Here is a 23,905-nt window from a genome sequence, read left to right as displayed (position 1 = left end):
GGGTACGGGTCGAGCGCCGCCCGCGGACGATGCCCGGGCGGGCGGTTACCGTCGTCGCCATGACCGACGAATCATCACTGCGCTCCGTCACCATCGACCGGGCCGGCCCGGGCCGGTTCACCGCGACCAACGCCCGCGGCGCCACCCTGAGCTTCGGCACCGGCTCGGGCACCGACTTCACACCGGTCGAGCTGCTCCTCGCCGCCATCGGCGGCTGCACTGCGGCCGATGTGGAGGTGGCCACGAGCCGTCACACGGATCCGTCCACGTTTTCCGTCACGGTGACCGGCACCAAGGTCGAGGACGAGGGCGGCCACCGGATGACCGACCTCACCGTCACCTTCTCCGTGGCGTTCCCGGACGGGCCCTCGGGTGATCGCGCCCGGGCGATCCTGCCCCGAGCCGTGAAGACGTCCCACGACCGGCTCTGCACGGTCAGCCGTACGATCGAGGCGGGCACGCCCGTCAGCGCGACCGTGACCGACGCGAACGAATCTCCCGAACCCTCCTGACGCTCCAAGTGGGCGTACGGGAACGGTAGTTGGGGGCTGCCTCGACCGTCGGCCCGCGCACTTTCAGGCGGCCGGTGTCGCGCCGTGGGCCGGGGCCGGGCGGTCCCGGCCGCCGGGGTGGCGGTGACGCCAGAACCAGAACACCGCGCACGACAGCAGGGACCAGCCGGCCAGCACGAGGAACGGGAAGGCGTGCTGGGCGTCGGCGAAGTACACGGCCGTGTGCTGGGCGTTCACCGAAGCGCCGGGCGGCAGCCAGCGCCCGACGTGGCCCAGCACCGACGGCAGCAGCGGCCAGGACACCGCTCCGCCCGACGAGGGGTTGCCCAGCAACACCATGAGCCCCCAGGTCGGCAGCATCGCCCAGCGCCCGATGAGGGTGTTGAACATGGTGAAGACCATCCCCGACGTGAACATCGTGAACGCGAGGATCAGCCAGGACTCGACGAACGGCAGCCGGACCGCCCCGAGCCCCCAGTCGACCACCGCCGCGATGGTGAACCCGCCTAGCAGGGAGTAGGCCACGGTGAAGGCGATGCGTTCCAGCGGGTTGAGGGTGCGGGCGTGCACGCTGAGCTGGATGGAGCCGACGAAACCAAGGACCACGGCGGCGAGCGAGACGTAGAACAGTGCCAGGCCCCGCGGATCGCCCTGTTGCAGCGGCTTCACATCGGTGATCGTCACCGGCACCCCGACCGCCTTGGCCACCTGCGGCGCCGTCTCGGCGAGCACCTGCGCCACGGACGCGCCCGCGGCTCCCGCCACATCCATGTGCACCCCGTCCGGGCGCACATCGAGGATCGCGAAGACGCTCTGCTCCTCCATGGCCTGTCGTGCGGCGCGCTCGGTGGCGTAGGGGCGCACCTCCAGGGAGGTGTTGAGGGCCTTGTCCATCCCGGCCACGAACGCCTTCGCCTCACCGGATCCGGGCGACGCGACCAGTGCGGTGGGGATGTGGTGCGGGGTCGGATTGGCCATGGAGTACGTGTACGAGCCGGCGAACAGGCCGGCCGCCGCGGCCAGGATGAAGACCAGGACGACCGCCGGCAGGAAGGGCGAGTCCTTGAAGTCGGCCCAGGCCCCGCCCAGGCCGCGCTGCCGGGCGTGCGCGCCGTGCGACCCCTGTCCGCCGTGCGTTCCCTGCGCGCCGCGCGGCCCGCGCGCTCCACGCGGCTGGCCCTCGCCCGGCCCACCGTCCTCGCCGCGCGGACCGTCCTCGCCCTGTGGCCCGTGCCCGTCGTGTGCCCCGTGCCCGTCGTCTGCCCCGAGGGACGCATCGCGGGGCGCATCGCGGGGCGCTGTGGGGCGGTAGGTCTCGTCTTCTTCCTTCGACATGTGCGACCACTCCGGGACCGGGGACGTTTTCCGTACCGTCTGCCCCGGCCGGGTGGGCCCGGTCGGGGACCTTCGGTCCTGGCCCCGAGGCCGTAGGTCCCGTGAGTGGGTCCGCGCCGGGGGTATCGGCTCGAAGGCGAACGGGGGGACCGGCTCCCCGCCACCACCCGGCCGGCGGTGCCGCCGGGGCGCGCAACGAAAGGAAGCAGGTTTCCGTTATGGGCATCATCGCCTGGATTGTCATCGGGCTCATCGCAGGAGCCATCGCGAAGGCGCTGACTCCGGGCAAGGACCCCGGTGGATGCCTGATCACCATCGTGATCGGCATCGTGGGCGGCCTGCTCGGCGGCTGGCTCGGCCAGGCCATCTTCGGGGTCGACGCGATGAAGGGGTTCTTCCATCTGTCGACCTGGATCACGGCGGTCGTGGGCTCGGTGATCGTGCTCTTCCTCTACCGCCTGGTCGCGGGGCGCCGCGGCTGACACGGCGTACCTTCCCGGGCCTCCCAGGCGGCGGCCCGGGGAGGCCTGGGGACGATCGGCGGCGCTGGGCCGTCCGAGCGACGCGGCTCCCGATCCGCAGCTCTGGGCCAACAAGGGCCGCCGCCCCCACATAGGCAACGTCTACACATGCGACCGCCACATATGCGACCGCTACACATTCGACCGCCACACATTCGACATCTACGGCAGGATCGAGTCCACATAGCCCCCATCGACCCGCAGGGCCCCACCGGTGGTGGCGGAGGCGAAGGGTGAGCTGAGGTAGACGACCATGTGTGCGATCTCCTCGGGCTCGATGAGCCGCTGGATGAGGGACTGCGGGCGGTGCTCGCGCATGAAGGCGCGCTGGGCCTCGTCCCAGGGCAGCTCGGGGTCGACCAGCGAGTACACGAAGTCCTCGACCCCGCCGGTGTGGGTCGGCCCGGCGATCACGGAGTTCACCGTCACGCCCGTTCCCGCCGCCTCCTTGGCGAAGCCGCGCGCGACCGCGAGCAGCGCGGTCTTCGACATGCCGTACTGGATCATTTCGGCGGGCACCACCACCGCGGAGTCGCTGGCGATGTTCTGCACGCGGCCCCAGGAGCGCTCGATCATGCCGGGCAGGTAGTGGCGGGTCATCCGGACGGCGGTCAACACGTTGACCTCGAAGTACCGCCGCCACTCCGCGTCGTCGATCTCGAGGGCGGGCCGGGCGCCGAAGATGCCGAGGTTGTTCACCAGGATGTCGGCGTGCGGCACCGCGTCGAAGACGGCCGCGGCACCCTCGTCGGTGGCGATGTCGCCGGGGGCGGCCACGAAGTCGCCGCCGTTGTCGCCGAGGCGGTCGAGCGCCTCGGCGACCGACGCGGCACCGCGTCCGTTCACGGCCACCCGCGCCCCGGCCGCCGCCAGGCCGGCCGCGATGGCGGCGCCGATGCCCTGGGTGGAACCGGTCACCAGGGCCGTCCGGCCGGAAAGATCGATGCGCACGCTGACTGCCTTTCGTCGGGCCGCCTGGGGCGGCGCCGCTTGACCGTTACGTCTTGTCCGCTTCCCCCTTCTCCCGCTTTTGCCACCTGCTCCGGTGGCCCGAGCCCCGGGTCGGCTCCCCCCGGCCACTCGACGCTGGGCCGCGCGGGCAACCCCAGCCCCTCCGGCGAACAGGCCCCGGGCCACTCGGCGCTGGACCGCGCGGGCAACCCCAGCCCCTCCGGCGAGCAGGCCCCGGGCCACTCGGCGCTGGACCGCGCGGGCAACCTCAGCCCGTCCGGCGTTTGAGGACGAGCGCCGTTCAGGCGCGATACGGGGTCTGGGGCGGAGCCCCAGGACAACCCGGCTTTCGGCCGCGGACCGCGGTCGCTTCTCGCGCAGTTCCCCGCGCCCCTAACTACTCGGTGCGGGCCAGTGCAGGCCACCTCAGCCCGTCCGGCGATTGAGGACGAGCGCCGTTCAGGCGCGATACGGGGTCTGGGGCAAAGCCCCAGGACAACCCCGCTTTCGACCGCGGACCGTGACCGCTTCTCGCGCAGTTCCCCGCGCCCCTGGCTACTCGGTAGTGGCCCACCCCTTAACCACTCGGCGCTGGGCCGCGCGGACAACCCCAGCCCGTCCGGCGATTGAGGACGAGCGCCGTCCAGGCGCGAAAGGGGGCTGGGGCGGAGTCCCAGGATCGAAGGGTGCTGGTCGGCGGGGTCAGCGGCGGGAGGGGGTGGGTGGCGGGCAGTCGGGGACGGAGGGGCGGTCCTTGGTGCGGATGGCCGGCAACCAGGCCGTGCTCGCCCCCGAGCCACGGGGTATGCGGACGCGGTACCACGCCGCGGAATGCGCATCCGTCTCGTCGATGATCGGCATGCCGTCGGCGAGCCGGCAGTCGACGGCGAGTTCGTCGCCGTGCCACACCCGGGTCTCCACCACGTTGTCGATCGTGTAGGGCCGCATCGGGTCGATGGCCAGACCCAGGCTGCACTCCGGGTCGCGGTCGGTGCGGTCCCGGCAGGTGCGTTCGACGTTGAACACCTTGATCCGGCCCGTGGGTTCGTCCGCCCGGGCGCCGGACGCGGAGCCGGGCGCGAGGTGCGGCCAGATCGTGGCGCCCACCGCGCACGCGGCAAGGGTCATGAACGCGGCACGCCTTCTCCGGAGCGCGACCGGGTTTCGGTCAGCTCCCCGTGACGCGGACCGCCCGGACGGCCCGGACGGCTCGGCGGTGTCCGGCCCGGGCGCCGGGCGCCGGCCGATCCGGGCCAGCAGGCTCTCCGCGGTGTGCGGGGCCCGCGCCGCATGGGTCGGGGCCAGGCAGTCGGTGACCAGCGCACGCCAGAACGGCGCGATCGTGCCGTCCAGACGCAGCGGCGCCCGGCCGTCGGCGTACTCCTGGGTCGCCGCGCCGCGTGCCATGGGAGTGGCGCCGGGGAAGGGGGAGGAGCCGGAGCCGAACAGTTCGTACAGGGTGATGCCGAGCGCCCAGATGTCGGCGCTGGGCCGCACCTCGACGCCGCGCTCGCCGAGCGGCGCCTTCCAGCGCTCGGGCGGCAGATAGTCGAAGGTGCCCATCGGAGGCGCGTAGCCATGGGTGCCGTGGGTGCCGGTCAGCGGGGTGACGAGCCCGAAGTCCGAGAGCTTCACCGAGCCGTCCGCCATGAGCAGGATGTTGTCGGGCTTGAGGTCGCCGTGCACCCACCCGCTGCGGTGCAGATGGGCCAGGCCCTCGCAGATCCCGGTGACGAGTCGGGCGGCCTCGGCCTCCCTCACTCCGGTGCCGAGCAGATCGCGCAGACTGCGCTCGGCCCGCTCCATGACCAGCACGATCGCCCCGTCCAGGAGCGGATCGTCGGGTTCGCCGAGGACGACCGTGTCGAGGAGGCGGATCAGTCGCGGATGGGAGGACCGGCGGCCGAACTCGACCTCGCGGCGGGCGGTTTCGGCGACCTTGCGTGCCTGGTGCGGGGAGAGTCCCGCGGTCGGCAGGACCTTGAGCGCGACGGACTCCTGCCCCGCTCCCTCCCCGGCTTCCTCGACCGGGCGCCCCGCATAGACGGTGGCCCAACCCCCGCTCCCGATCGGCTCGGTGACCACCCAGCGGTCCACGCGGTACCCCGGCGGCAGGAGTTCCGCGCGGTCACTTCCCGAGGTGTCGGCCGGACCACGCACCGTGTCCCCCTCCGGTCCGCCGTCCCTCGCCGTGGGCGCGTCCGCGGCTCATCCCGCCGTCCCCCGTTCCTGTCCGGCCGCCCCCGACCGGGGCGGCAGCAGCGCCAGATGTTCCTCCCGCACCAGGCCGAACCGCAGCACGAGCCCGACGATCGCCTCGCGCTTGCCGTTGCGGCGCGCCTCCCGGCGCGGCCCGGCCTCGGTCGGCGCGCTGATGCGCATCTTCTCGTCGGCCAGGTAGTCGATGTGCGAACTGACCGCCCGCGCCGTGAGGCGCCCGCACGCCGGGTGCGCGCTGAGCCGTTCCACGATCTGGGGTGTGGTCGGCACCGCGACGGGCGACTCGTCCCGCAGCCGTGGTTCGCAGAGCGCGACCAGGATGAGGAAGTACAGGGCCGTCTCGTCCAGGGAGTACGCCGTGACCGTGCGGCTGCCCCACTGGCCGCCGAGGCCGTCCGCGTCCAGATAGACGTGGTCGGGCGCGAACACCTGGAAGGAGACCGAGGTGTTGCGACGGGTGGGCAGCACGACCCGGGAGAACTCGAAGGGGATGGGTGCCCCCGCCCGGCGCGGCGGCACCCGCAGATACTCCCCCGCGCCTTCCGGGTTCTCGACCAGATAGCTCTGGGTCCGGCTGAGATTGCTGAGCTGCCAGTGGTCGTCGGTCACCCGGATCTCCCCGGCGAGCCGGGAGATCGCCTCGTCGTCGAGGCGCAGTTCCACCGGGGCCGCCGCCGAGCCCCGTCCGAAACGTGCCACCTCCCCCGGGCCGAGCCGGAGGGTGACGGCTTCGCCGTCTGCCCCGGCGCCGCCCTCCCCGTGCGGACGATGGATCCGAGGAAGATGGATCACTACCCCGCTCACGGCCCCCTCCTCGCCCCGGTCACCGACGGTCGTGTCGACAGATCGCACGTTACACATCCTGACCTTCGGTCAACTCCTGGGATCTGGCCGATTTCGCGCCCGGCGCGGCGAGGCCCTTCGGTGCCCGGTGTCAGGTGTTCGCGGCCGGTGCCGACGGGGCGAGAACCGCGGCCGCCACGTGGTGACGGAACCAACGATGGCCGGGATCGGCCGAGTTGCGGGGGTGCCAGGCCATGCCGATGTCCACGGGCGCCAGATCGAGGGGAACGGGGAAGGTGCGCAGGCCGAGGGCGGCCGTGGTCTCCGGCAGCCAGTCGGCGAGGGTGAGGGCGACGAGATCGGTGTCCCGGGCCAGGATCATCGCGCTCGTATGGCTGGGGACGACCACCGCGACGCGGCGTCGCAGCCCGCGCTCCGCAAGAGCGACGTCAATGGGTCCTTCGCGCTTGCCGTGCCGGGAGATGCCGATGTGGTCGACGGCGGCGAAGCGCCGGGCGTCCATGCGCCCCTCGAAGAGGGGGTGGCCGCTGCGGGCGACGCCGACCAGCGCCTTGTGGGTGAGGTGCCGGGTGCGGACCTCTGGGTCGAGCCCGCCGAGAACGCCGAGTTCGACGTCCACCGTCCCCTGCCGCAGCGCCGGACCGCCCTCCAGCGACTCGGGCAGGAAGACGACGTCCACCTGGGGCGCCTCGGCCCGGACCCGGTCGGTGAGCGGGCCGGCGAGCCCCGCCAGGAGCAGGTCGGTCGCCTGCACCGTGAAGGTGCGCCGCAGATGTACGGCCTCGAATCCGGCGCCCGGACGTAGGACGTTGTCGCAGCCGCGCAGCAACTCCCGTACCTCCTCGCGGAGTTCGAGGGCTCGGGGGGTCGGGACCATGCGCTGGCCCGCGCGGACGAGCAGCGGGTCGCCCACGGTGCGCCGGAGCCGGGCCAGGCCCCGGCTGACGGCGGCGGGCGAGGTGCCGAGCCGCTCGGCGGCACGCGTGACGCTGTTCTCCCGGAGCAGGGCGTCCAGAACGCGCAACAGGTTGAGATCCATGGGACGAGCGCTCCTGAACGGCGTTGTGCGTTTCCGCGGCGGTGAGGGAGCCGTGATTCTTTCATCGTCGGCCGTTCCGGGAGAGCCCGGCCGTCCCGCCGGAACGGGCGGCCGGGCCGGTCTCAGGAATGGCTGAGCACGTTGATCAGGAGTGGCTGAGCACGTTGATCAGGAGTGGCTGAGCACGTTGATGACGCGGCCGTTCGGGTCGCGGACGAAGAAGCGGCGCACGCCCCACTCCTCGTCCGTCAGCGGGTGGACGATCTCCGCGCCGCGTTCCACCATCGCCCGGTGCACGGCGTCCACGTCCTCGACCTCGATGCTCACGTCCGGCGCCACCGGGGCCGTCTGGTCCTTGGTCATCAGGCTGAGCTGTACGGCGGGGTTGTCCGTGGAGGCCAGCGTCACGATCCAGCCGTGATTCATCACTTCCTCGAACCCGAGCACCCCGTAGAAGTCGGAGCTCTCCGCGAGGGCCTGCCCTTCGGACTGGAAGTTGGGAACGATCCGGCGAACGTACATGAGCCACTCCGTGGATGCGAGAACATGCGGGAACCCCACGCTACCCACACCGGGCCGGTCCGACCGGCCGGGCGGTGCGGACCTTTCCGTACTCTGTCCGGTCCACGGGGCGCCCTGGCGGGCCGGGGTTGGATGGGCGCCACCATTGATGTCCAGCCGTACGGGAGGCGCGATGCGGCTCACCACCAGCTCCGGCGACACTGTTGCGGAGCGACTCGTCGAGGAGTTGCGCGAGCGGTTGCGCGGCCCCCTCATCACCGAGGCGGACCAGGAGTACCCCCGGGCGAAGTCCATCTGGAACGCCTACTTCGAGAAGCGGCCCGGCGCCCTCGCCCGCTGCACGGGGGCGGCGGACGTCGCCACCGCGGTGCGGTTCGCCCGGGAGCACGACATCCTGCTCGCGGTGACGGGCGGCGGGCACTGCTTCGCCGGCACCGGCAGCGTCGAGGGCGGCCTCGTCATCGACACCTCCGCCATGAAGGGCGTACGGGTCGACCCGTACGGACGCACGGCCCTCGCCCAACCCGGCCTGGTACAGGGCGAGTTCGACGCGGAGACGATGCACTACGGCCTCGCGGTCACCGGCTCCCAGGAGTCCTACATCGGGATCGGCGGCATGACGCTGGGCGGCGGACTCGGCTGGCTCGGCCGCTACCGCGGGCTGCTGGTGGACAACCTGATCGCCGCGGACGTGGTGCTCGCCGACGGGACGCTGCGCCGGGCCGGTGCCGAGGACGACGCGGATCTGTTCTGGGCGATCCGGGGCGGCGGGGGCAACTTCGGCGTCGCGACGTCCTTCGAGTACCGGCTGCATCCGCAGGGCGACTGCCTCGCCGGACTACTCGCGTTCCCGGTCGCCGAGACCGGCGAAGTCGCTCGCCGCCTGGGCGAGTTCAACAAGACGGCGCCGGACGCGTTGACCACGTCCTTCGCGTTCCTCACGGTGGACGGCGAACCCGCGGTGGGCCTCGGCTATGTGCACGCCGACCCGGAGTCCGGGGGCGAGGAGGCGGTGGCCCCGCTGAGCGGGCTCGGCCGCAAGCCGCTCCTCAACCATGTGGGGCGGATGCCGTATCTGGCGGTCCAGCGGATGCTCGACGACAACACCGTCGCCGGCCGGCGGCTGTACGCCCGGTCCTTCCACTTCGACGAGCTGCACGCGGAGGCCCTGGACATCCTCGCCGAGGGCTTCACCACCAACCCCTCCGCCCTCTCCCTGGTGGGCGGCGGCCTGATGGGCGGCGTGATGGCCCAACTCCCGGCGGAAGCAACCGCGTTCCCCCACCGCACGGGCTATCTGGTCAGCGTCCTGAGCCAGTGGGAGGACCCGGCCGACGACGCGGTCAACGTGGAGTGGACCCAGCGGGTGTACGAGCGCGTGCTGCCCTACACGACCGGCGCGGTGTACGTGAACCACCTCGGGGACGACGGCCCGGAAAGGGTCGCCGACGCCTACGGGCCCAACTACGCCCGGCTTGCCTCGCTCAAGGCGACGTACGACCCGGGCAACCTCTTCCGGGTCAACCACAACATCCTTCCGGCCGGCTGACCTCAGGGCCCGCCGCACCCAGGCCGAGGGGGCCACCGGAACACCGGTGGCCCCCTTCGTCGTGGGCTCAGTCGGTGCGCGCCACCGGGATGCTGCGGAAGGCGCAGTAGGGGAAGCGGAAGCCCGCCGCGCTCGGCCGCCACTCCGCCTCCCCGGCCGGTTCGAGATGACCGGGCCGGTCGAGGAGCCGGCCGAAGACGGCCGCGCCCTCGACCCGGGCGAGCATCGCGCCCAGGCAGTGGTGCACGCCGCCGCCGAAGCTGAGGTGCGCGTTGGGCCGGCGGGCGAGGTCGAGCCGCTCGGGGTCGGGGAACTGGCGCTCGTCGAAGTTGGCGGACGCCAGGAGCAGCACCACCACCCGGTTCGCCCTGATGGTGCGCCCGCCCACCTCGACCGGTTCGAGGGTGAGCCGGGTGGTGGTGTGGATCGGGGCGTCCCAGCGCAGGAACTCCTCGATCGCGGTGGGCATCAGGGTGCGGTCGGCGCGCAACCGCCTTTGTTCGGCCGGGTGTTGGAGGAGCGCGTGGCATCCGGTCGCGATCAGGTTGGTGGTGGTCTCGAAGCCCGCGTAGTAGAGGAAGAGGGCGTTGTCGACGGCCTCCTCCTCGGTGAGCGGACGGTGTTCGTCGTCCCGGGACAGCGCGATCGCGCTGAGCAGGTCGTCGCCGGGCGCGGCGAGACGGCTGCGCAGCAGGTCCCGCAGATACTCGCGCAGCCACCGCACTCCCTCGTGCGCGGCCGCCCGCTCGGACTCCGGCAGGAACACGGCGAACGCCTTGGCGACGTCCAGTGAGCGGCGCATCACCTCGGCGCGGTCGCCGTGCGGGATGCCGAGAAGAGTGCTCATCACCAGGACCGGCAGCGGCTGGGCGAGGTCGGTCACCGCGTCGAAGGAACCCCGCTCCTCGGCCGCCGTGAGGAGTTCGTCCACGAGGTCGCCGATCGGGCCGTCCAGGGTGCGCACGGTCGTCGGAGGAAGGGCCTTGGTGAGCAGGCGGCGCAGCCTGGTGTGGTCGGGCGGGTCCCGGTCGATGACGATGCGCCGCAGGAAGTCCACGGCGGGTCCGGCCCCCACCGACATCTCCTGGAACTCGACGGGGAAGGCGCGGCCGAGCCTGCGGTCCTTCAGCAGGCGCGCCACCTCGTCGTACCGCGTGACCACCCACTGCGCGGGGCCGCCCCGGCACAGCGGGCCGGCCGCGCGCAGGCCGCGGTAGGCCGGATAGGGGTCACGCAGCAGTGCCGCGTCGTCAAGACTGAACCGCGGCAGTTCCATGTCTCTCACATCGGTCACACCTGGCAGCGTAGAACAGCGAACCGAGCCTTCATGAGCCCTGAAAGGAAAGGGAAAGAACACGGACGAATGGAAGATCTTCTCCTCCGCACGGTGCCGCACGAACGATTCCCGCTGCTAGGATCCGGCCCGAAATCACGCCTTTCGACGGGAGAGCGGCATGGCTTCGACACTTCCTTTACGGTTCAATTCACGCGCCCCCGAAGTGCTGTCCGATCCCTACCCCGTGTATGCGGAACTGCGCGCCTCGGGACCGTTGAGCAGGGGTGGTCCCGGCCAGTGGGTGGTCAGCCGGTATGCCGACGTGGTGCCGCTGCTGCGGGACCGCCGGCTCAGTCATGAATACCCGCCGGAATACCATGAATTCAGTATCGGCGACGGTCCCGCGAACAGCTTCTTCCAGCGCATCATTCTGGATCGCGACGCCCCCGACCACACGCGGCTGAGGCGTCTGATGGCGAAGGCGTTCAGTCCGCGTCTGGTGCAGCGGCTCCACGATTTCATCGAGCGGCAGGTCGAGTTGTTGCTCGCACCCGGCCTTGAGGGCGGACTTTTCGATGCCGTGACCGAACTCGCTTTTCCGCTGCCGGTGATGGTGGTGTGTGAACTGGTGGGAATTCCGCCGGTCGACCGGGATCTGGTGCGGCCGCACGCCATCCAGCTGGCCAAGGCGTTCGCCCTGTATGTGGCCGAGGAGGACCGGGCCTCGGCGCACGCGGCCGTCGCCTGGCTGCGGGAGTACATCGGCGCGCTGCTCGAAGAGCGCCGGCGCGACCTGGGAGAGGACCTGCTGTCCCAGATGCTGACGGCGGAACTCGCCGAGGAGCCCGGGGTGCGGCTGAGCCGCGAGGAGATCGTGGACAACACGATCTTCCTGTTCTTCGCCGGCTTCGAGACCACCACCAACCTCATCGCGACGAGCTGTGCGGCCCTGCTCGGCCACCCGCGCGAGCTGGCCAGGTTGCGGGCCGACCCCGGGCTTATGCCCACCGCCGTCGAGGAGTTCCTGCGGTACGACGCCCCGATCCAGGCGACGGCCCGCATGGCCGTGGACGAGATCCGCGTCGGGGAGCGCACCATTCGGCCCGGTCGTGTGGTGGTGCTGCTGCTGGGATCGGCCAACCATGACGAGGAGCGGTTCGAGGCCCCGGAGCGGCTGGACGTCGGCCGCTCGCCCAACCCGCACGTCAGCTTCGGCGGCGGGGCCCACCACTGCCTCGGCGCGGGGCTCGCCCGGGTCGAGGCACAGGTCGCGCTCGGCCGGTTGCTGAGCGGGGCGCTCCGTTTCGAGCCCGCCGGCGAAGTGGTCCGGATACCCAGCGTGACGTTTCGCTCGTACGCGAGCGTTCCCATCGCTTTACGGTGACGGTGGCCAAAATATGAGTGACAGATTTAGCGACGCGGACCCGCACAAGCCCTTAGATTGAGCCTGTTCGTCCGGCTCATATGAGGAGGCGAGAGGGGCGCGGCGGAGGTTTGCACCCCGCCGAGGAGGAAGTGCCGCGGGGGTGGACAGCCACCGATCTTTATCGGCCACCCCGGCTCAATCGTTACGGCGAAGGACCTCCGCCGGTCGTCAGGCCCCGGCGGACGCCGAAAGGTTTTGCTCCAATGGTCAACAATTTCACGAGCATGCACTCCAGGTGAATGGCTTGCACGGGGCTGTCACATCAGGCCGGCGAGCGTGCTCCATGTGACCGGCGGCGACCGGCTGTTCTCCGGCGTTTCTCCGCCGCGATTTCATCGATGGGTGGCTCCCGCTCCCGGGTTCAGGATGCGGGGATGAGTGAGCGTAGAACTCCATGGGCGTGGAAGGGGCGCGTACTTGTCACGTGAAGAAGTCCGGTTACTGAGATGGCCGGCGCAACAGGAACTGCGGGATCGATACCGCACGATCGGCGTGCCTCGGATACTGGTCGTGGAAGCGAGGGCCGAGGCCCCGGTGTGCGAGGACGTGTGCGAGGACTGGGTCAGGGCTCCGATCGCCGCGCACGACTTACAGGCCCGGGTGAACGCCCTCAGCCGCCGGTACCGAATGAACCGGCTTCCGTGTCTGGACGAGAGCGGGGTGCTGCACTTCTCCTCCCGTTCCGTGACGGTCTCGCCCACCCAGACCGAACTTCTCGAACTGCTCGTACCGAATTTCCGCGAGGTCGTCCCCCGCGAGGCGCTGCGCTACCGGCTCGGCCAGGTCAACGGGTCCAGGACCCGCAACGCCCTGGACCTGCACATGATGCGGACCAGGGAGCGCATCCAACCGCTCGGTCTTTCCATACGCACCGTGTGGGGACGGGGCTATGTACTGGAGTCCCAGGCCGACCTGGTCTGAGGGAGCCCGGGTGTGCCCACGGCGTGTGCGAGGCGCGTCGTGGGTTCACCCGTGTCCGCGCACGATCACGCACGACGTCACGACCAGGCCGTGGGAGTGGTGCCAGCGCCCCTCGAAGACGGGACGGCCCAGGCCGGTGAGGCCGGTGGCTTCCGGCACTCGCGCCGCGAAACGCCCGCCCGCCCCCGGCCCGTGATCCCTCGGCGCCACCTCGATGCGTATGCCGGCCAGGGGTGGCGCACCGGCGTCTTCTCCGAGCGCCGAACACGCTTTGTACACGGCTTCTTTGGCGCTGAACAGCAAGCGCTCTCCAGCGGGTTCCAGCCGTACGCGCACGGCCTCCTCCGCACGGATCAGGCGCGACCTCACCCGCGCCGGGAGCGGGGCGTCGCTCTCCACGTCGATGCCGAGGGCCAGGGCGTCACGGGAGCGGCACACGGCGGCGGCGCGAAATCCCGTGCAGTGGCTGATGCTTCCGAGGATTCCGGGCGGCCACAGCGGCTCGCCGCGCGCGCCCCGCCCCACCTCCACCGGCACCACCCCGAGCCGGGCCAGGGCGCGGTGCGCACACCACCGTCCGGTGGCGAACTCCCCTTCCCTGCGCGGCCCGCAGCCCGCGCACAGGGCGCGCTCCCCCGCGAAGAGCGGCCCGGCGACGTCGTCGGCGCGGGCCGCGCCCGCCGCCCACGGCGGCAGCACGGCCCGCAGCAGCGCGTCAGCCGCTTCCGCGCGCACGCAGCGCGGCCTTGTCCACCTTGCCCACCGGCGTCTTGGGGAAGGAGTCCACCCGCTCGACCTGGTCGGGGGCCTTGTAGGAAGCCAGGCCCCTCTCGCGCAGATACGCCCTGAGCCGGGCCAGGCCCGGCCCGCCCGCGCCGGCCCCCGGGTCCGCGACGACATAGGCGCAGATCCGCTCGCCGAGCATCTCGTCGGCGAGTCCCACGACGGCGACGTCCCGCACCTGCGGATGGGAGAGCAGATGCTCCTCGACCTCCTCGGCGGACACCTTGTCGCCGCCGCGGTGGATGATGTCCTTGGCCCGTCCCATCACCACCAGATTGCCGTCGGGGCGCAGGCGCACCAGGTCGCCGGTGCGGAAGAAGCCGTCCTCGGTGAAGGCCCGCGCGTTGTGCTCGGGCGCCCGGAAGTAGCCGCGGATGGTGTACGGCCCCCGGGTCAGCAACTCGCCCACCTCGCCGTCCGGCACGGGCCGGTCCGCGTCGTCGACGATCCGGATCTCGTCGTCCGCGCAGAGCGGGCGGCCCTCGGTGTGCAGGACGACCTCCTCCGGGTCGTCGAGCCGGGTATGGGTCAAGAGCCCCTCGCCGATGCCGTACCACTGGGTGAGCCGGCAGCCCAGCCCCTCGCGCACCCTGCGGGCCACCTCGGGCTGGAACTTGGAGCTGCCGACCTGGAGCAGCAGTCCCGACAGATCGGCCTTGAGCACCTCCGGGTCCGCCAGCCACATCATCACCAGCGGCGGCACCAGCGTCGTGAGCGTCACCCGCTCCTCGACCACCAGGGGCAGCGCCTCGTCCGGGCTCGGGCTCGCGGCGAGCACCGCCTTGCCGCCGCGGAACAGGGTGCCCAGCACGCCCGGGCAGCCGAGCGCGGCGTTGTGGGCCACGGGGGTGGCGGCCAGATAGGCGCTGTCCCGATCGACCCCCAGCGCCCGCGCGCAGGCCAGCGCGTTGTAGGCGTAGTCGTCGTGGGTGCGGGGGATCAGTTTGGGCAGCCCGGTGGTGCCGCCGGACAGGAGCAGCAGAGCCACCTCCCCGGGATCGACCGGGGCCAGGTCGATCGGCGGGCACGGCACCGAGGCGAGGGCGGTCAACTCCTCGGGCTCCCCCGCCACCAGGATGTGCTTCAACTCCGGTACCTCGACTCGCACTTCGCGGGCCAAGGCCCGGAAGTCGTAGCCCTGGAAGCGGTCCGGTACGACCAGGGCGACGGCCTCCGCGCGTCGGCACAGGTGCACCAGCTCGTTGCGCCGGTGTCCGGGCAGCGCCATCACCGGCACCGCCCCGAGCCGGAACAGGGCGAAGCACAGCACGACGAACTCCGCACGGTTGGGGAGCTGGACCACCACGCGCTCGCCCGGGCGGATGCCGAGCCGGTGCAGGCCGGACGCCAACTCGGCGGCGCGCCGGACGAGTTCGGTGAAGGTCAGCCGGGTCGGCCCGGACACCACGGCCGTCCGCGGGCCGTGCTCGTCGGCCGCCGCGAGCAGCAGATCGTGCAGGGTGCGGCCCTGCCGGTAGCCGCGAAGGCGGTACCGCTCGGTGAACTCGCTCGACCAGGGGACGAATCCGTCCAGCATGGGCCCCTCCTGCCCGTACGCCGCTCAGCGCGTACGCCGTTGGGTGGGCGCGGGGAGGGTGCCCCGCGCGCGGGACATCCAGAGTCCGCCCGCGACCCCGCCCCCTCCGGGCCGGTGAAAGACACTCAACAGCATCCGCCGAGCCACGCCGGGGCTTGCCTAGGCTCCCGCATCGAGGCCCGATGGGAGGTGAACAGGCGGTGAGCGAAGGGCAGTTGCTCGCATGGCTGCGCGCACCCGGAACGGCGCGGGGCATTCACTTCAGTACGCGCGAGGGCGGTTGGCGCCACCACTCCTACGAGGAGCTCGCGGCCGACGCCCGGCGCGCGGCCGGTCGGCTCGTCGAGGCGGGGGTGCGCCGTGACGACGTGGTGGCGCTGGCCCTGGCGTCCGGGCCGGCGTTCGTGGCGGCGTTCTTCGGCGCCCTGCTCACCGGGGCCGTCCCGGCGCCGCTCGCCCCGGAGCCCACCGGCCGGCCGGCCACCACGGGGCACCGGGAACGCATGGCGGCCCTGCTCGACGCCGCACGTCCGCGTCTGGTCGTGGGCGACGCGGTCCCCGGCGGTGCCGGTGTGCGGACGTTGAGCGTCGCCGAACTCCTGGCGCCGGGGCCCGAGGGCCCCGCGCCGGGGGAGATCGCCCCTTCGGCGTGTGCCCTGGTGCAGTTCACCTCCGGTTCGAGCGGTCCCGCGCGGGGCGTGCGGATCGGCTGGGAGGGGCTGAGTGCCAACCTGGCCGCCATCGGTGACTGGCTGGGCGTCAACTCAGCCTCGATCTGGGCGAGTTGGCTGCCGATTCATCACGACATGGGGCTCGTCGGCTGTCTGCTCGGGCCGGTGGTAGCGGGGAACGAGCTGTGGCTGATGCGACCCGAGGACTTCGTACGGCGCCCGCTGGAGCATCTGCGCTGCTTCGGCGAGCGCGGCGCGTCGATCACCGCCACTCCCGCCTTCGGGCTCGACCACGTCGTGCGCCGGGTGCGTCCCGGTCAACTCGACGGCCTGGACCTCTCCGGTGTGAAGGCGATGGTCGTCGGCGCCGAACGCATGGCGCCCGGACTGCTCGACCGCTTCACCGCCCTGCTCGCCCCGCACGGTTTCGACCGCGCTGCGCTGCTGCCCGCCTACGGCCTGGCCGAGGCCACGCTGGCGGTGACCGGGGTGCGGCGCGGCGACGGCTGGCGCCGGCGCGGTCCGGTGGTCGGCTGCGGCACCCCGCTGCCCGGCACCACCGTACGGATCGTGGACGAGCGGGGCCGGCCGCTGCCGGACGGGGCGGTCGGCGAGATCATCGTGCGCGGCCCCTCGCTGGGCCTGGGACACCTCGGCGACGAAGACGCCGGCAGCCGCTTCGTGGACGGTGAACTGCGCACCGGGGACGCCGGTTTCCTCGCGGCGGGCGAGCTGTATGTGCAGGGCCGGCTCGGCGACAGCGTGAAGGTGCGCGGCACCCGGGTGTTCGCCGAGGATCTGGAGCAGTCGCTCCGCGAGGCCGGTGTCCTGCCGCGCGGCGCCGCCGTCGTGCTCGGCGACGACCCGGCGGGCCCGGTGGCCGTGGCCGTGATCGAGGACGACGGCGGACGGCGCGACCCGGCGGCCGACGAACGCGTGACCCACCTCCTGGCCCGCGGCGCGACCGGCGCCCGGACCGTGGTGCGGGTGGTGCCCCGCGGCTCGATCCCCTGGACCTCCAGCGGCAAGCCGCGCCGCCGCGCACTGTGGCACGCGTACGGCGCCGCACCCCCCGACCCGACCCGGACGTAGGAGAGACGGACATGGCCCACACCGAGAGCTCCGTACGCGACAGCATCCTGTCCCTGGTGCGTCAACTCGCCCCCGACGGCGAGGACATGCCCACCGACCGCCCCGCCCATCTCGTCAACGACCTGGGCTACCACTCCTTGGCCCTCCTTGAGCTGGCCTTCGCCATCGAGGACGACTTCGACCTGCCGCCGATCGACGAGGAGACGGGGCGCTCCATCGTCACCTCCGAGGACGTGGTCGCCTATGTCCTGACGCAACTGCGGGAACAGAAGCTCCTGGTGGGCTGAGTGAAAGATCTCTGACAGCAACGGCTCCCGTCACGGCGCGTGTTGCTACCGTCGCGGCGCGGAGCGCACCCAATGGGTCGATTGCGACGTGTTTGCGTCGTTCCGTACGAGCGGGTTCCGCGACCGCGGAACCTCCTGGGTTGAGGAGAGGGGTCCTGCTGTGGCCGAAGCGGCGATCGAGATCGATCGGCTCCGCAAGAGTTTCGGGCCCAAGGCGGCCGTGGACGACGTGTCGTTCTCCGTGGCCGCGGGCACCGTCGTCGGACTCCTCGGGCCCAATGGCGCGGGCAAGACCACCGTCATCAACTGCCTCACCACGCTGCTCACCCCGGACGGCGGCACCGCCCGGCTCGCCGGGCACGACGTCACCACCGACCCCGCGGGCGTGCGTGCCAGCGTCGCCGTCACCGGCCAGTTCGCCGCCGTGGACGAGACACTCACCGGCCGGGAGAACCTGGTGTTCTTCGGCCGCCTCTTACGGCTGACCCGCTCGGGGGCCCACGCCCGCGCCACCGAACTCCTCGACCGCTTCGGCCTGTCCGACTCCGGTGACCGCCCGGTCGGCCACTACTCGGGCGGTATGCGCCGCAGGCTGGACCTCGCCGCCAGCCTGGTCGTACCGCGCCCGATCCTGGTGCTGGACGAGCCGACGACCGGCCTCGACCCGCGCAGCCGCCAAGCCCTGTGGGACGCGGTGCGCGAGCTGGCCCGCGACGGCATGGCGATCCTGCTCACCACCCAGTACCTGGAGGAGGCCGACGCGCTCGCCGAGCGGATCGTCGTCATCGACGAGGGCCGGGTGATCGCGGAGGGCACGCCCAAGGAGCTGAAGAAGGACGTGGGCGGCTCCGTGTGCGAGGTGCAGATCATCGACGCAGGCGACCGGGCCCGCGCGGCCGGCGCGCTCGCGGGCTTCACGGGGGTGCAGGAACGGGACGACGTCCTGGTCGTCCCGATGCGGGGCGCCGACGAACTCTCCAAGATCGTGCGCGCGCTCGACGGCGCGGCCCTGCGGGCCGACGACGTCGCCGTGCACCCGCCCACCCTCAACGACGTCTTCTTCGCGCTGACCAAGGACCATCGAGGCACCGGCGAGCAGGCGTTGGGCGCGGCCGGCGAGGGCCGTTCATGAGCTCGGCCCCGGCGGGTCCCGCCTTCCTCAACGACGTGACGGTGCTCGCGGAGCGCGACTTCAAGCGCTCCTTCAGCAAGGGCGCCCTCTTCGGCACCGTCGTGCAGCCGCTGGTGTTCTTCGGCATCTTCTACGCCACGTTCAGCGGCATGCTCGCCGACAAGGGCATCGACTACGGGCCCTCGGTGACACCCACCCTGGTGGTCCAGGCCCTGATGTTCATCGCGATCGCCTCGGCGATGGCGCTCGCCGCCGACCGGGGCAGCGGTCTGTTCAACCGGCTGCGGACGATGCCCATCAGCAGTGCCGCCCTAGGTGCGGCCCGGCTGCTGACCGTCGCCGCGGAGGCCGTGATCTCCACCGTGGTGATCGCCCTGGTGGCCCATCTCGCCGGATTCCGCTTCCACCAGGGGCCGTTGGCGGCGCTCGGTTTCGTCCTGGTGGCGGTCCTGTTCGCGGCCGCACTCGCCGCCGTCACCGCCACCGTCGGTCTCACCCTGCGCAGCCAGGAGGCGCTGGCCGCCGCCCTGTATCTGCCGTATCTGCCGCTGCTCGTCGTGTCGAGCGGGTTCGTTCCGGCCGAACTGTTCCCCGGCTGGCTCCAACCGGTCGTCGACGTCTCCCCCGTCTCCGCCGTCGTGGACGCCCTGCGCGCCCTGTCGGACGGCGCCACCGGCACCGGCCGGATCTGGCCCGCGCTGGCGTGGTGCGCCGGGCTGATCCTGCTGTGCGGGTGGACCACCGCGCGCGCCTTCCGGAAGGTGACCCAGTGACCGCGACAACCAGCGTGCGCCCCGCCTTCGCCCCGACGGCCGCGGGGCTCTGGGCCGAGAGCCGGATCATCGCGGGCCGGGTCCTGAAGCTGTTCCTGCGCAGCCCGATGATGCTGGTGGCCACCTTCGGCTTCCCGCTGCTCCAACTCTTCATGCTGCTGGCCGCGTTCGACATCCTGGTGCACGACACCCTCGGCCAGAGCTATGTGGTGCGCCTCGCGCCGCTGATCATCCTGATCACGGCGTTCTCCGCGATCGGTTCCAGCTCCATCGCCTTCTGGGTGGACATCCGCAGCGGCGTCTTCAACCGGCTGCGGGCCATGCCGATCAACGCCCTGTCCATGCTGTTCGGGCGGATGCTGGGCGACCTGGTCCGCATCCTGGCCATCGCGGCCCTGGTGGCGGCCATCGCCCAGCTCCCGGGGTTCCGCTTCGAGCAGGGCGTCGCGGCCGCGCTGGGCTTCTTCGTCCTGGTGGCCCTGTTCGGCCTGATGTGCACCTCGCTCGCCGTGGTGGTCGCGCTCCTGGCCCCCTATCCGCCGGTCATCATGGCCTGGGTCCAACTGCCCACCCTGGCACTGACGTTGATGTCGTCCGGCTATATGCCGCTGGACGCCTACCCCGGCGCGATCCGCCCGATCGTGGCGGCACAGCCCGTCTCCACGGCGGTCGAGGCGCTGGTCGGCCTCTCGCACGGCGGGCCGCTGTTGGTCCCGGTGCTCGCCACGGTCGCCTGGACCGTCGGCGTGAGTGTGCTCTGCGCGGTGGTGACGGTCCGCAAGTTCCGTAATTTCGTGGCAGGTTAGCTCCGGTCCCGGCCAGTCCGGTGACCGGGCGGAGGAGGAAGTACGCCCATGCCCCACGCACGCACCTTCGACACCCCCGGCGACCAGCGGGTCCTCATCGTGGGCTGCGGGATCACCGGCCCCGTGCTCGCCCTGTTCCTGCGCGACTGCGGGTTCGAGCCCGTGCTGTACGAGGGCCGCACCGAACCGGACGACGCGGCCGGGTCGTTCCTCAATCTGGGGCCCAACGGGCGCGGCGTCCTGGAGAGCCTCGGCATGGCGGAGGAGGCCCTGGGCGCCGGTGAGCCGACCACCCAGCTGGTCTTCGCCAACCACCGGGGCCGCACCATCGGCAAGAACCCCGAACGGACCACCGTCATCAAGCGAGGCCTGCTCAACAAGGCCCTGCGTGAGGCGGCCGAACGGGCGGGCGTGCCGGTCGAGTTCGGCAAGCGCCTCGTCGGCGTCGACCAGGACGGGCCGCGCCGGGTCACCGCCCGGTTCGCGGACGGCACGACGGCGCGGGGCGCCCTGCTCATCGGCGCCGACGGCATCAACTCCGCGACCCGCGCGGCCGTCTTCCCCGAGGCGCCGGCGCCCAGCTTCACCCAGGGCGTCGGTTCCGGCGGATTCGCCCGCACCAAGGGGGCCGGCGAGGCGGACGGCGTCCTGCGGATGGTGTTCGGGCTGCGCGGGTTCTTCGGCTACCAGGTGCTGCCCGGCGGGGAGGTCTACTGGTTCGAGAACCACACCGAGACGGTGGAGCCCGCCAAGGGGTGGGCCGCCTCGATCACCGACGAGCAGTGGCGGGCCGAGCTGCTGCGCCGGCACGCCGCCGATCACCGGGTGGTCGCCGGGATACTGCGCGCGACCGAGGGGCCCATCGGCCGCTGGCCGCTCTACGACCTGCCGTCGCTGCCCACCTGGCACCGCCAGAACGTGTGCCTGCTCGGCGACGCGGCCCACGCCATATCCCCGCACCTGGGCCAGGGCGCGGCCCTCGGCATGGAGGACACCGTCGTCCTCGCCACGTGCCTGCGCGACGAAGCCGATCCGGCGCGGGCGTTCGCCGCCTTCGAGGGCATCCGGCGCCCCCGGGTGGAGGATCTGGTGCGGCGGGCCCGGCGGACCGGCGGTCACATGACGCCCAACGGGCCGGTGGGGCGGGCCCTGCGCGATCTGATGCTCCCCTTCTTCCTGCGGCTGGGCCTGAAGAGCGCCGACGACATCTACGGCTATCGCGTCCCCTGGGACGCCGCCGCGCCGGACCACGCGGCGGCGAGGTGAGGGCGCGGTGGCCGATGTCCTGGTGATCGGCGCCGGACTCGCCGGGTCGGCCGCGGCGCTCTTCGCCGCCCGCCGCGGCCATCGCGTCACCGTCCTGGAGAGCGGCGAGGAGCCGCCCGACGCGGGCCCCGACGACGACGTCCGGCTGTGGCGGCGCCCTGAAGTCCCGCACGCCCGGCAAGGCCATGCCTTTCTCGCCCTGGCGACGCGGGTGCTGCGCGAGGAGGCCCCCGACGTCCTTGCGGCGCTGGCGGCGCGGGGCGCCGTGCCGGTCCCGCTGACGGCGGGCCTGCCGGACGCGACCGTCCTGTCCCGGCGCCTGGTGTACGAGGCCGTGCTGCGCCGCGCCGCTCGGGCCGAGCCGGGTGTCACGTTCGCGCACGGCACCCGGGTGGCGGGGCTTCGGCTCTCCGGTGACGTCCGGGGCGTACCGCGGGTGGTGGGGGTGCGTACGGCGGGGCGCGAGGAGTTCCGGGGCGATCTCGTGGTCGACGCGAGCGGCCGGCGCTCCCGGATCGCGCGGTGGCTCACCGACGTCGCCCTGCCGCCGCCGAGCGAGACCGCTCAGCCCTGCGGGTTCTTCTACCTCACGCGCCACTACCGGCTGCGTCCCGGCTGTCGCTTCCCCTCCCTGGCGGTGCCGCAGATCGCCGAGTTGGAGTACGCCTCGGCGCTGGTCTTTCCCGGCGACAACGACACCTTCCAGCTTTCGGCGACGGTGGCGGTGTCCGATCCGCTGCGCCACCGGCTGCGCGACCCCGACACCTTCACCCGGTTCCTCGCGGCGGTGCCCCGCACGGCGGTCTGGCTCGACTGCGGGGTGCCGCTCGACGATCCCGCGCCGATGGGCAACATCCAGAACCGGTGGCGGCGCCTGCTGGACGAGCGGGGCAGGCCGGTGGCGGCCGGGCTCGTCCTGCTCGGGGACGCCGCCGTGCAGACCAACCCCACCTTCGGCCGGGGCGTCTCGCTCGCGTTCAGCCACGCCCAGCGGCTGGCCCGGGTCGCGGACGGCGCGGCCGAAGACCCGCTCGCCTCGGTGATCGCGTTCGAGGAGTGGACCGCCGCCCATCCGGGACGCTGGTTCGGGCTCCAACTCGCCACGGACCAGGCCCGGTTCGCCCAGTTGCGGGCCGGCCTCCGAGGGGAGCGAGCGGCGCCGCCCGAGGATCTGCCCAACCGTCTCGTGCGGGCGATGGCGGTGCTGCGGGAGGACGACGAGGCGGTGCGCGAGGCCTCGCTGCGCCTCTTCAACATGCTGATGACCCCTCAGGAGCTGATGGCGGACCGTACCGTCTCCCGCCGCATTCTCGCCTTCCTGCGCGACCACCCGCAGCCCGAGCCGCCCGTGCAGGGCCCCGGGCGGGCCGCGTTCGAGTCGTTGGTGACGGGCGGTTCTGTACGGGACCTGTCAGCGGTACAGCCTCAGCGCGCCCCGCGCCGTTAGCGTCGTCGGACGGGCCGCGCCGGGCGAGCACCGCCCCGCGCGGCCCTCGGCCGGCTCCCGCATCCGGGCCTACTGCCCCTCGATGCGCGGCCCCCGATCCCGGGCCCCGCGGGCCCCCCACCCACCGAACCCCGCCCGGCCACCGGGCGAGTCCGTGAAGGACGGCAGCGTGGAGATCACTCTCAAGACCGGCGTCACCCTGAGCTACGACATCTTCGGGGACCCCGACGGCAGGCCCGTGCTGCTGGTCCCCGGCCAGCACCAGGCGAGCCTGTTCACCCAGATGCAGGTCCCCTATCTGACCAAGCGCGGCCACCGGGTGATCACCTTCGACCACCGGGGCGTACCGCCGTCGCAGGAGACGCCCCCGCCGTACACCATGGAGGGCCTCGCCGAGGACGTGGCCGCGCTCATCGAGCAGCTCGACGTGGGTCCCTGTGCCATCGTCGGCTACTCCCTCGGCGCCACCATCATCCTCGAACTGGCCGTGGAGCGGCCCGAGTTGCTCACCCGGGCCGTGCTGGTCGGGGTGCCCTGGAAGCCGAGCGCGCTGCACCGGGCCATTCGCGAGGACGCCCTCGAACGGCTGCGGGCCGGGGTGGTGATGCCGCCCGTGATGGAGGGCATCTACCGGGCGATGTATCTGTTCGGGCCGCGCGCGCTCAACCGGGACGCCTTCATCGGGCCGTATCTGGAGGGGTTGCGCGGTCTCGCCGAGTCCGGCGGGCACGGCGCGCTCGGCCACGCCGAGGCGTCGGCGTCCTACGACCCGGATCCCGAACGCATCGCGGGCATCACCGTGCCCTGTCTGGTGGTCGGCATGGAGCACGACATCATGTCGCCGTATCCGCTGGCCCGCGAGCTCGCCAAGCTCATCCCGGAGTGCACGTACCGGGAGATCAAGAACAGCGGGCACGCCGCGCTCCTGGAGAAGCCCACCGAGGTCAATATGCTGCTCGACGAGTTCCTGGGCGGCCCGGCGCACTAGAGACCGAGGGGGCTCGCGGCGCCTTGCCGTGGACCCCGCGACGGCGA

Annotated in this window: 22 protein-coding genes; 13 read left to right on the top strand and 9 right to left on the bottom strand. The window is 72.2% G+C overall.

Annotated elements, in window-relative coordinates:
* Positions 1-59: 59 nt before the first annotated feature.
* Complete coding sequence (locus DWB77_RS33935) at positions 60-512, top strand: OsmC family protein (RefSeq protein WP_120726150.1); 453 nt, start codon at positions 60-62, stop codon at positions 510-512.
* Between the two features lie 63 nt (positions 513-575).
* Here DWB77_RS33935 and DWB77_RS33930 read toward each other — a convergent pair whose 3' ends face one another.
* Entirely contained in the window at positions 576-1,847 is a 1,272-nt protein-coding gene (locus DWB77_RS33930) for an ABC transporter permease (RefSeq protein WP_246033721.1), read from the bottom strand.
* 218 nt (positions 1,848-2,065) lie between these two features.
* Between DWB77_RS33930 and DWB77_RS33925 the strand changes: the two genes are divergently transcribed.
* On the top strand, positions 2,066-2,329 hold the full coding sequence (locus DWB77_RS33925; protein WP_120726148.1) for a GlsB/YeaQ/YmgE family stress response membrane protein: 264 nt from the start codon (positions 2,066-2,068) through the stop codon (positions 2,327-2,329).
* Between the two features lie 201 nt (positions 2,330-2,530).
* On the opposite strand, the gene DWB77_RS33920 is transcribed toward DWB77_RS33925, so the two are convergent.
* From DWB77_RS33920 to DWB77_RS33900, 5 genes are all read right to left on the bottom strand, one after another.
* Complete coding sequence (locus tag DWB77_RS33920) at positions 2,531-3,319, bottom strand: SDR family NAD(P)-dependent oxidoreductase (protein WP_120726146.1); 789 nt, start codon at positions 3,317-3,319, stop codon at positions 2,531-2,533.
* 702 nt (positions 3,320-4,021) lie between these two features.
* Positions 4,022-5,479 (bottom strand): serine/threonine-protein kinase, encoded by a 1,458-nt coding sequence (locus DWB77_RS33915; RefSeq protein WP_246033720.1) that lies wholly within the window; start codon positions 5,477-5,479, stop codon positions 4,022-4,024.
* A gap of 48 nt (positions 5,480-5,527) precedes the next feature.
* Positions 5,528-6,343 (bottom strand): serine/threonine protein kinase, encoded by an 816-nt coding sequence (locus DWB77_RS33910; RefSeq protein ID WP_120728544.1) that lies wholly within the window; start codon positions 6,341-6,343, stop codon positions 5,528-5,530.
* A 130-nt stretch (positions 6,344-6,473) separates the two neighbouring features.
* Positions 6,474-7,382, bottom strand: coding sequence for a LysR family transcriptional regulator (locus DWB77_RS33905; RefSeq protein ID WP_120726144.1), 909 nt, complete (start codon positions 7,380-7,382; stop codon positions 6,474-6,476).
* A gap of 168 nt (positions 7,383-7,550) precedes the next feature.
* Entirely contained in the window at positions 7,551-7,904 is a 354-nt protein-coding gene (locus tag DWB77_RS33900; RefSeq protein WP_120726142.1) for a VOC family protein, read from the bottom strand.
* A 148-nt stretch (positions 7,905-8,052) separates the two neighbouring features.
* Between DWB77_RS33900 and DWB77_RS33895 the strand changes: the two genes are divergently transcribed.
* Positions 8,053-9,453: an FAD-binding oxidoreductase gene (locus DWB77_RS33895; protein ID WP_246033719.1), complete on the top strand. Its 1,401-nt coding sequence runs from the start codon at positions 8,053-8,055 to the stop codon at positions 9,451-9,453.
* A gap of 67 nt (positions 9,454-9,520) precedes the next feature.
* Here the strand turns inward: DWB77_RS33895 and DWB77_RS33890 are convergent, their stop codons facing one another.
* Positions 9,521-10,747, bottom strand: a complete 1,227-nt coding sequence (locus DWB77_RS33890) for a cytochrome P450 (RefSeq protein ID WP_246033718.1) — start codon at positions 10,745-10,747, stop codon at positions 9,521-9,523.
* Positions 10,748-10,907: 160 nt separating this feature from the next.
* Between DWB77_RS33890 and DWB77_RS33885 the strand changes: the two genes are divergently transcribed.
* Positions 10,908-12,113, top strand: coding sequence for a cytochrome P450 (locus tag DWB77_RS33885; protein WP_120726137.1), 1,206 nt, complete (start codon positions 10,908-10,910; stop codon positions 12,111-12,113).
* Between the two features lie 534 nt (positions 12,114-12,647).
* A complete protein-coding gene (locus DWB77_RS33880) occupies positions 12,648-13,076 on the top strand; it encodes a helix-turn-helix domain-containing protein (protein ID WP_202518752.1) in 429 nt (142 codons plus the stop codon).
* A gap of 45 nt (positions 13,077-13,121) precedes the next feature.
* On the opposite strand, the gene DWB77_RS33875 is transcribed toward DWB77_RS33880, so the two are convergent.
* Positions 13,122-13,811, bottom strand: a complete 690-nt coding sequence (locus tag DWB77_RS33875) for a 4'-phosphopantetheinyl transferase family protein (protein WP_120726135.1) — start codon at positions 13,809-13,811, stop codon at positions 13,122-13,124.
* Entirely contained in the window at positions 13,792-15,396 is a 1,605-nt protein-coding gene (locus DWB77_RS33870; protein ID WP_120726133.1) for a (2,3-dihydroxybenzoyl)adenylate synthase, read from the bottom strand. Before DWB77_RS33870 ends, DWB77_RS33875 begins: the two co-directional genes overlap by 20 nt.
* A 182-nt stretch (positions 15,397-15,578) precedes the next feature.
* Here DWB77_RS33870 and DWB77_RS33865 point away from each other — a divergent pair, with 182 nt between their 5' ends.
* The 8 genes from DWB77_RS33865 (at position 15,579) to DWB77_RS33830 (ending at position 23,858) form a co-directional block, all read left to right on the top strand.
* A complete protein-coding gene (locus DWB77_RS33865) occupies positions 15,579-17,159 on the top strand; it encodes an AMP-binding protein (RefSeq protein WP_120726131.1) in 1,581 nt (526 codons plus the stop codon).
* Positions 17,160-17,170: 11 nt separating this feature from the next.
* The gene (locus DWB77_RS33860) at positions 17,171-17,446 is read left to right on the top strand and encodes a hypothetical protein (RefSeq protein WP_120726130.1); all 276 of its coding nucleotides are present in this window, start codon (positions 17,171-17,173) and stop codon (positions 17,444-17,446) included.
* Positions 17,447-17,606: 160 nt separating this feature from the next.
* Positions 17,607-18,578, top strand: a complete 972-nt coding sequence (locus tag DWB77_RS33855; protein WP_120726128.1) for an ATP-binding cassette domain-containing protein — start codon at positions 17,607-17,609, stop codon at positions 18,576-18,578.
* Positions 18,575-19,351, top strand: a complete 777-nt coding sequence (locus DWB77_RS33850) for an ABC transporter permease (RefSeq protein WP_120726127.1) — start codon at positions 18,575-18,577, stop codon at positions 19,349-19,351. The genes DWB77_RS33855 and DWB77_RS33850 overlap by 4 nt, the downstream gene beginning before the upstream one ends.
* A complete protein-coding gene (locus tag DWB77_RS33845) occupies positions 19,348-20,157 on the top strand; it encodes an ABC transporter permease (protein ID WP_246033717.1) in 810 nt (269 codons plus the stop codon). Before DWB77_RS33850 ends, DWB77_RS33845 begins: the two co-directional genes overlap by 4 nt.
* A gap of 48 nt (positions 20,158-20,205) precedes the next feature.
* Positions 20,206-21,423 carry an FAD-dependent oxidoreductase gene (locus DWB77_RS33840; protein WP_120726125.1) on the top strand — a complete coding sequence of 406 codons (1,218 nt, stop codon included), beginning with the start codon at positions 20,206-20,208 and terminating at the stop codon, positions 21,421-21,423.
* Between the two features lie 7 nt (positions 21,424-21,430).
* Positions 21,431-22,870: an NAD(P)/FAD-dependent oxidoreductase gene (locus tag DWB77_RS38490; protein ID WP_120726123.1), complete on the top strand. Its 1,440-nt coding sequence runs from the start codon at positions 21,431-21,433 to the stop codon at positions 22,868-22,870.
* A 169-nt stretch (positions 22,871-23,039) separates the two neighbouring features.
* Positions 23,040-23,858, top strand: a complete 819-nt coding sequence (locus DWB77_RS33830) for an alpha/beta fold hydrolase (protein ID WP_120726121.1) — start codon at positions 23,040-23,042, stop codon at positions 23,856-23,858.
* Positions 23,859-23,905 lie beyond the last annotated feature (47 nt).

This window comes from Streptomyces hundungensis (genome assembly GCF_003627815.1).
Classification (GTDB): Bacteria; Actinomycetota; Actinomycetes; order Streptomycetales; family Streptomycetaceae; genus Streptomyces; species Streptomyces hundungensis_A.
Note: the sequence above shows the minus strand (reverse complement) of the source record. Positions and strands in the feature narration are given on the sequence as shown.

Coding starts and splice junctions, on each gene's coding strand:
- DWB77_RS33895 (WP_246033719.1), top strand. CDS start 8,053: ATGTCCAGCCGTACGGGAGGCGCGATGCGGCTCACCACCAGCTCCGGC.
- DWB77_RS33860 (WP_120726130.1), top strand. CDS start 17,171: ATGGCCCACACCGAGAGCTCCGTACGCGACAGCATCCTGTCCCTGGTG.
- DWB77_RS33925 (WP_120726148.1), top strand. CDS start 2,066: ATGGGCATCATCGCCTGGATTGTCATCGGGCTCATCGCAGGAGCCATC.
- DWB77_RS33885 (WP_120726137.1), top strand. CDS start 10,908: ATGGCTTCGACACTTCCTTTACGGTTCAATTCACGCGCCCCCGAAGTG.
- DWB77_RS33900 (WP_120726142.1), bottom strand. CDS start 7,904: ATGTACGTTCGCCGGATCGTTCCCAACTTCCAGTCCGAAGGGCAGGCC.
- DWB77_RS33870 (WP_120726133.1), bottom strand. CDS start 15,396: ATGCTGGACGGATTCGTCCCCTGGTCGAGCGAGTTCACCGAGCGGTAC.
- DWB77_RS33850 (WP_120726127.1), top strand. CDS start 18,575: ATGAGCTCGGCCCCGGCGGGTCCCGCCTTCCTCAACGACGTGACGGTG.
- DWB77_RS33865 (WP_120726131.1), top strand. CDS start 15,579: ATGGGAGGTGAACAGGCGGTGAGCGAAGGGCAGTTGCTCGCATGGCTG.
- DWB77_RS33840 (WP_120726125.1), top strand. CDS start 20,206: ATGCCCCACGCACGCACCTTCGACACCCCCGGCGACCAGCGGGTCCTC.
- DWB77_RS33935 (WP_120726150.1), top strand. CDS start 60: ATGACCGACGAATCATCACTGCGCTCCGTCACCATCGACCGGGCCGGC.
- DWB77_RS33905 (WP_120726144.1), bottom strand. CDS start 7,382: ATGGATCTCAACCTGTTGCGCGTTCTGGACGCCCTGCTCCGGGAGAAC.
- DWB77_RS33930 (WP_246033721.1), bottom strand. CDS start 1,847: ATGTCGAAGGAAGAAGACGAGACCTACCGCCCCACAGCGCCCCGCGAT.